Genomic DNA, 6,926 nt, shown 5'->3' with positions numbered 1-6,926 from the left:
CACGTCTTCCGTGCCGTAGACCGAGACGGTCTCGGCGTACCCGGTCAGTCCGCGCATTCCGAGCTCCAGTTCAGTCGCCTCTTCGACGGCACACTGCGTGATGACGCCACCACGACCGGTCTGGGTCCCGATCTGCTGTGCGAGTGCGGTCAGCGGCGCCATCCGCGCGACACCGACCGTGTTCTCCGCCTCGTAGAAACCGCGAAGTGCGGCTTCCGCGCCGTCGGCAGCGATCTGTGCCACGTTGTCCTCGACGCTCGTCACGTGGCACTGGTTACCCGGTGTCTGGCGGGTCCGCATTTTCTTCATCGCCATGATGATCTCGGCCGTGTCGAGTTTATTGACGACATCGACCAGCTTGGCGGGGGTCATGGCCGTCGACAGTTCGACGATCTCCTCCCTCGACACGTTGATGTCGACGAGGTTGCGTGCGAACTCCTCGGAGTCGACTGCCATCGCCTCCTCGGCTTTCTCGACATTGAGTGCGTAGTCGGCGATGAACCGGTCGATGAAGTCGAACTCGTCTCGTTCTTTCCCGTCCATCTCCACGATCTGGCCGCCCTCGACCGTGACGCTCGGATCAGGGTCGTTCGGGCTCTCCATGGCTACGAACCCGACTTCAGGCCACTCGTTCACGAACCCGTCTTTGGTCACCTCTCGGGAGTCCAGTTTCTCGAATCGCTTGGACCGTTTCGGTGTTGTCTCTTCGACCTCACCGGAACCGTCGGCTATAGATCCGTCATCTTTTGACATTACAGTTATTCAGTTGAGAACCAGGCCGTATATAATTTCACGGTTATTGTTACCAAAAAACCCAGAGAAATATTAATTAACACAACTTCAATTGGGTTCAAATACGCCGGATTAAACAAAAATGGGCCTAACTCAAACAAATTTTCACTATTGGAGCGTACCGAACGACCAGACGGCTCGACGGATCGATGCGAAAAAACGCGTGGTCGATGGGACGACACCCACCGCAGTCAGAGGGAATCGAACGCGTCGACGCCGGCCTGGGCGACTTCCATGTCCTCTTTGGCACTGCCGCCGGAGACACCGATACCCCCGATGACGTTCCCGTCGTCGTCTTCGAGTGGGAATCCACCACCAAACGTGATGATCCGGCCGTCGTTCGTATTCCCGAGTCCGTACAGCGATTCGCCCGGCTGTGAAACCTCCTGAATCGTCTCAGTGTCCAGTTTCAATGAGACCGCCGAATAGGCCTTGTTCTGCGAAATATCGATGCTCGCGATGAGCGCATCGTCCATTCGGTGGAACCCAACGAGGTTTGCACCATCGTCCATCACCGCAATACACATCGGGACACCGACCTCTTCGGCTTTCCCTTCTGCGGCTGCGATTAGCTCCTTGGCTACGTCTAACGTTACTTCTGTCATACTAGAGTTACTCCGTATATGGGATATTTATCGTGTATATTAAAATTATGGTTCGATCCAGGATCGCGGTAAGTTCGAGAACGAGGCAGACGAGCTCTGGGTGGCTATGACGGATTTCACCCGCCTCAGCGAACGTATCGCATGGATTGACTTGTCGTATGTGGAGCGAGATCGAACGCCGCTCTGGGCGATTGAAGTATGGGTCCGCTGTCACTTGGCTGGTATGTCACTACGCGAGGTAAGTAAATTTCTCGAGGAATGCGGAATTAATCGGAGTCGCGTCGCTATCCTCAGTTGGGTTCATAACGCCGAGCTACAGCCGATCTCGACCGCCTTCGAGGGTCAACTTGTGGTTGACGAACAGATGCTCCGACTCCACGGCCAGAGGTTCCGGCTGTACGGCGCAGTTGATCCGTATCCGAACGGAATTCTCCACATAATTCTCTTCCCGGCCGCGAATAAACAAATATCGCGGTGTTTCTGACCGGACGACATCGGGGCTACCAGCTCGATACCGTAACATTTCTCATCGATGACGCAGACGATCTCGTATCAGTTCCTGCCGGAGACGAGTATCGATTTCAAATCAGTCGACACGGAAATCGGACTGCTATCGAACGTGTCTTTCAGGAGTCAGAACGTCGAATATCACTGTTCGATAACGGTTTTACCACTGTCGCGCTGAAACCAGTTCGAGATTTGCTCGAAGCCGTCGCCGTCGACCACAACTCACGCCGAACGTAACGCGACCGCTGAACCGCGGTCGACGGTGAGGCCGAGCCCGTCGGCGGGACTTGCGCTCGAATCGGTTCGGTAGCCCACGCGTCTCGATGGCGACTGTGTCTCGCGTCACTGTGCGGGACGGATAATCAGTTTCGCACCGCGGTCGGTCACAAGACGACGCCTCCGACGCCGACAGCGACGAAAGCCAACGCGATCACCGTCGGAAATACCGCTTTCCGGACCCGTGCGAACGCGAACCGTCCCGGGGAGCGATCGGTGATGACGAGATCACCCGCGAGGACGACCTCGTCCTGCCGGCGTTCCGTGACTCCCGCGACGAGATACTCATCGCCGAGATCGATCCGACGTTCGACGTAGCGCCGCGCGCCGAGCCCCGGGATAATCCGAACCCATCTCGCAACGGGGTCGAGTTGGTCTCGCACGTCGACGAACCGTTGGATACGCTCGGGCGGCGTCTCGCTGGCACCGACGGTGATGATCGTCGATTCCGTATCGAGCGCGAACCGCTTGGCGGACGGGACGACGTCGAGAGCCCCGGCCGGACCGTCGAGGGTGAACGGACGCGTCGCCACCCCGTCGTCGAGATGGGCCTGAAACCACGGGACCCCGATCCCGAACGGGTGTCGTTCGGTGACCTCGAACTCGAAGCCGAGACACCGAGACCCCGTGAACGGAGCCGTAACGCTCTCGCTCGATTCGTTCGCGACGCCGCGGCACGCGACGAAGGAGCCGGTGTCCGTCACCTCGCTCGGATCCTGAACGGTGGCACGGAGGACGCTCGGAACGACCGCGAGCGGCCGGAGCCCGTACCAGCCGATCGCAAGACCGAGAGCGATGAAGCCGATTCCGGCAGCCGTGTACAGCATCACTGTGGGCGGTGCGGGGCACCGAACCCGTTGGAACAACGATCGGCCGTCGTTGCGCCCGATCGGGACGATTCCGCATCCGTTCTCGCGAGCGAAATCACCGGATCGAGCGCCGCGAAGAACGGCAGTGGGGTTTGAGTGGCGGCGATCGGTATTGGGGCGGACCGTATCGGTCGCCCGCGGAAGGGCCGCGGGATTTCTCGGAGGTGGTTGAGGAGGGCCATATCCCATGTAACCGCGGGAATCACATATAAAACGACGGTACGATCCGAATACTCCACACGGAGGACGTCGGCGGATCGCCTGTTTACCTGTCTCCCGTCAATCAGTTCAGGCATCGAACTCCGCGTGACCGGGATCGACAGAGTGGTACCGGTCGGTGCGTAAGTGTGCCACAGACTCATGTACGTCGCCGGGCTGGTCGCCTACTCGGGATCCGCGCTCGTCGGCGGGCTGCTGGCGGTCGCGCTCCTGGTCAGATACGACCGCCGGAAGCCCGCGTTCGCCTTCGGGCTGTTCCTGCTCGTCATCGGATTCTGGGCGGCCGCCTACGTCGGCTACCTGGCGTCGTCGACCGAGGTGTGGCTGCTCGGCTTCATCCAGCTGTCGTACCTCTCCGTCGTCACCGCGCCGATCGTCTGGTTCGCGTTCGCCCTCCGGTACACCGACCGCGGGGCGTGGCTCTCGCGACGGCGGCTCGTCCTGCTGTCGGTCGTCCCCGCCGGCGTTCTCGCGCTCGTCTGGACCGCCGGGAGCCACTCGTATTTTTATACGGAAACGGTCGTCCGGACCGTCGACGGCGTCTCCCTACTCGAAACGCCGCCCGCGATCGGCCACCGGATCAACGTCGTCTACTCCTACGGGCTGCTCCTGGTCGGGACGGGCCTTATCGTCGGCGAGACCGTCACGAACAACCGACTGTACAGACGCCAGTCGCTGGTGCTTCTGGCCTGTCTGAGCGCGCCGTGGCTCGCCAACGGCCTGTTCCATCTGGGAGTGCAGCCGATTCCGACGGCGGACCTCACGCCCGTCGTCTTCGTCATTACCGGTATCCCGCTGGCGGTGATCGTCCAGCGCGCCGAGCTGGCCGGGTTCGTCCCGGTCGCTCACGAACGCGTCTTTCACACCCTCGACGACCCGGTGTTCGTCGTCACCACGTCGAACAGGGTTCTCGACGCGAACCGGGCCGCACGCGAGTTGGTCGACGCCACCGGCCCCGTCGTAGAAGCCGATATCACCGAGTTCCTTCCGGAAGCGCTGCTCGAAGACGGTGCCCTCCACTCCGGTCTCGACACCGCGATGGAGTGCGCGATCGAGGTCGACGGAACCCCGCGCCAGTATCTCGGTCGGCTCCGAGGGACCGGCTCGAGGGGCGAAACGGACCCTCGCGGTCGTATCCTCTCGCTGACCGACATCACGGTCCAGAAGCGCCAACAGGAGAGCCTCGAAGCGAAAAACGAACAGCTCGAACGCCTCGCCGGCGTCGTCTCGCACGACCTGTCGACGCCGTTGGCGACCGCGGAGGGGCTCGTCTACCTCATGAAGACGGATCTGGACCCCTCGCAGTCGGAGATCCGCCGGTCGCTGGCGGACCTCGACACCGTCCACGGTCGGCTCCGCGAGTTCGCCGAGGGACTGCCCGCGCTCGCCCGCGAGAGCACGGACGTGGAGGCGCCGACCGACTGCGACCTCGAAACGACGGCCCGAGCCGCGTGGAACGTCGTCGAGACGGGCGACCTCCGGCTCGTCGTCGAGTCGACCCGCACGTTCCAAGCGGACGCCAACCGCCTTCAGCAGGCGTTCGAGAACCTCTTTCAGAACGCGGTCGACCACGGGGTCGACGGGGCCGACGGGGCGACGACCGTCCGGGTCGGTCTGCTCCGGGCGGGGTCGGGCTTCTACCTCGAAGACGACGGACCCGGCATCCCCGCCGCTCGGCGGGAGGATATGCTGGCCTTCGGCGTCTCCACCGGTAGCGGGTCGGGCTACGGGCTGGCGATCGTCCGGACGATCGTCGAGGCCCACGGCTGGTCGCTGTCGCTCACTGACGGCTCCGACGGCGGCGTGCGCTTCGACGTCGAAACCCGGCCGCGCACACCTTGAGGCGGGCGACGAGACGAGGATACCTCCATGCGGTGGTATCCCTTTTAAGACGGTTGCAGACCACGGAGCAGCATGAACCGGCCACGAAGACTCCCATCCGGCCGCGGTCGCAGGCGACGCGCGAGTGAGCCGTGAGCGTGTTATCGTGAGCGAATCGGGCTCGACACCGCCGATCCGGCCGATATCGGTGCTGTTGATCGACGACGAGAAGACCTGGGTCCGCACGCAGCGCCGACTGCTCGAACGCTCCACCGGCGAGATCGGCGTCTCGACGGCGACCAGTTTCGCGGCGGCCACAGACGCGCTCCGCGGGGAGACGCCCGACTGTATCGTCTGTGACCACCAGCTCGGCGACGGCACGGGCCTCGACCTGCTGGCCGAGGTGCGCGCCGAGAACCCCGAGGTGCCGTTCATCTTGGTGACCGGCGAGGGCGACGAAGCGGTCGCCAGCGACGCGATCGGGCAGCGCGTGACCGACTACATCCCGAAGCTGCACCTCAGCCGGCAACCGACGCGGCTCGCCCGGCGGATCGTCTCAGTGGTGACGGCGGACCGGACTCGTCGGGCGCTGGCCCGCGAGCGCCGGCACAAGGAGGCGCTTCTCGACATCGTGACCGCCTCGTCCACGCGGTCGGAACTCGGCGGGAACGTCTGCGAACAGCTCGTCGACGACGGCTACGCCTGTGCGTGGATCGCCGTGCTCGACGACGACCGCGGCATCGTTCCGCTGTCGACGGCCGGCGACACCGACTATCTCGAAGCAGCGATCGCACCCGGGACGCGGCCGGCCGACTGTACCGAACCAACCTTCCGCGCGCTCCTCGAAACGGAGCCCGTTTTCGATTCGCTGCCACCGGACGAGCGGAACGAAATCGAACCGGCCGACTGGACGCAGATCGCCGTCGACCACGGCGTTCGATCGGTAGCCGCGCTCCCGATCAGCCACCACGGGGTCTACTTCGGCGTGTTGACGGTCTACGGCCGGACGCCACAGATCGGCGACCGCGAGCGAGCGTTGCTCGGCGAGTACGCGGAGACGGTCGGCTACGTCTTCCAGACGACCGCCTGGAAGCGGACGCTCCTCTCGTCTGCCGCCGCGACCGTCGAGTTCACGCTCACTGACGAGTGCCACCCGCTGCTCGCGCTCGCGGCGGCACTCCCGGCCGGGTCGACGCTCCGGACGGCGACGGTCATCCCTCGAAACGACGACCACGTGCTCTACGTGACGACCGCCGAGGGCGTCACGGAAGCCGACCTCTCGGAGGCGGTTGACGCTACCGATGCCGTCGTCTCGGTCGACTGCTACCGTACTGACGACGGCGTCCACTGTGGGATCGTCGCCGAATCGCCGGTTCCGGAAACGCGGCTCGTCGACGCGGGGGTCTCGTTATCCGAGACCGTCGTCGTCGGCGGACGCGCGCGCCTCTCGGCCGTCCTCGGCGGTGAGGCAACCGTCCAGCAGTGTGTCGACGCCCTCTCCGAACTCTGTGACGAGGGGTCGGTGACGACGCTCTGGACCACCGACGAGTCCGCTACGTCGGAGACCGAAGCGATCGAAGCCCTGACCGACCGGCAGCGACAGGTGCTCGAACTCGCCGTCGAAGCGGGGTACTTCGAGCGACCGCGGCACAACAACACCGGCGAGCTCGCCGACGCGCTCGACATTTCGCGGGCGACGTTCACCCAGCACCTGCGCGCCGCACAACGGAAGCTGTTCGCGGCCGAGATTCACCGGTGACGTGTCTCTACTGATGGCTTCAGTGCGGATCGTACCGGTGCTCCGGTGAGCCGTTCGGCAGAACCCGACCACGGTATC

Annotated in this window: 5 protein-coding genes and 1 pseudogene; 3 read left to right on the top strand and 3 right to left on the bottom strand. The window is 63.7% G+C overall.

The features are described from left to right. Both C469_RS09440 and C469_RS09435 read right to left on the bottom strand, forming a co-directional pair. Window positions 1–753: propanediol/glycerol family dehydratase large subunit (locus tag C469_RS09440; RefSeq protein WP_222704962.1), on the bottom strand; the 753-nt coding region annotated here is incomplete at its 3' end. A 230-nt stretch (window positions 754–983) separates the two neighbouring features. After that, on the bottom strand, window positions 984–1,397 hold the full coding sequence (locus C469_RS09435; protein WP_049911214.1) for a GlcG/HbpS family heme-binding protein: 414 nt from the start codon (window positions 1,395–1,397) through the stop codon (window positions 984–986). Window positions 1,398–1,503: 106 nt separating this feature from the next. Between C469_RS09435 and C469_RS17840 the strand changes: the two are divergent. Beyond that, window positions 1,504–2,141: pseudogene (locus tag C469_RS17840) on the top strand (IS6 family transposase). 146 nt (window positions 2,142–2,287) lie between these two features. On the opposite strand, the gene C469_RS09430 reads toward C469_RS17840, so the two are convergent. Beyond that, on the bottom strand, window positions 2,288–3,007 hold the full coding sequence (locus tag C469_RS09430; protein WP_008006028.1) for a hypothetical protein: 720 nt from the start codon (window positions 3,005–3,007) through the stop codon (window positions 2,288–2,290). A 387-nt stretch (window positions 3,008–3,394) separates the two neighbouring features. Between C469_RS09430 and C469_RS09425 the strand changes: the two genes are divergently transcribed. Together C469_RS09425 and C469_RS09420 are read left to right on the top strand one after the other, a co-directional pair. Further along, a complete protein-coding gene (locus C469_RS09425; RefSeq protein WP_206536631.1) occupies window positions 3,395–5,110 on the top strand; it encodes a sensor histidine kinase in 1,716 nt (571 codons plus the stop codon). 145 nt (window positions 5,111–5,255) lie between these two features. Further along, complete coding sequence (locus C469_RS09420; protein ID WP_008006025.1) at window positions 5,256–6,848, top strand: bacterio-opsin activator domain-containing protein; 1,593 nt, start codon at window positions 5,256–5,258, stop codon at window positions 6,846–6,848. The last annotated feature ends 78 nt before the right edge of the window (window positions 6,849–6,926 follow it).

The organism is Halorubrum lipolyticum DSM 21995, from assembly GCF_000337375.1.
GTDB classification, from domain to species: Archaea; Halobacteriota; Halobacteria; order Halobacteriales; family Haloferacaceae; genus Halorubrum; species Halorubrum lipolyticum.
The sequence above is the reverse complement of the archived record's forward strand: the minus strand, read 5'-3'. Positions and strand labels throughout refer to the sequence as shown.